1 pseudogene is annotated in these 286 nt (G+C 54.5%); it reads left to right on the forward strand.

The features are described 5' to 3' along the window. Positions 1 to 145: 145 nt before the first annotated feature. A pseudogene (gene gcvT / locus AB9F29_RS22385) lies at positions 146 to 286 on the forward strand (glycine cleavage system aminomethyltransferase GcvT); the annotation flags it as partial.

Consider the following 286-nt stretch of genomic DNA (forward strand, 5'->3'; position numbering starts at 1 on the left):
AAACTCTGGAGAGTGGTCGCAAGGCCCGCCGAAGGGATAACGATCTCAGGCGCAAAAGACAGATGGGGCATCAGAAAGGCACGCATCGGGCGGGCTTTGAATGGTGCCGCGCGCTTGCACGTGCATCAGAGAATGGGGACGCCAGATGACTGATGCCGTATTAGAACAGACCGTTTTTTATTATTTACACGTCGAGCTTGGGGCCAAAATGGTGCCCTTCGCAGGATACGCAATGCCCGTGCAATATCCGCTGGGCGTGATGAAAGAGCATTTGCATACACGCACC

Source organism: Falsihalocynthiibacter sp. S25ZX9 (assembly GCF_041205405.1).
In the GTDB taxonomy this organism is placed as follows: Bacteria; Pseudomonadota; Alphaproteobacteria; order Rhodobacterales; family Rhodobacteraceae; genus Falsihalocynthiibacter; species Falsihalocynthiibacter arcticus.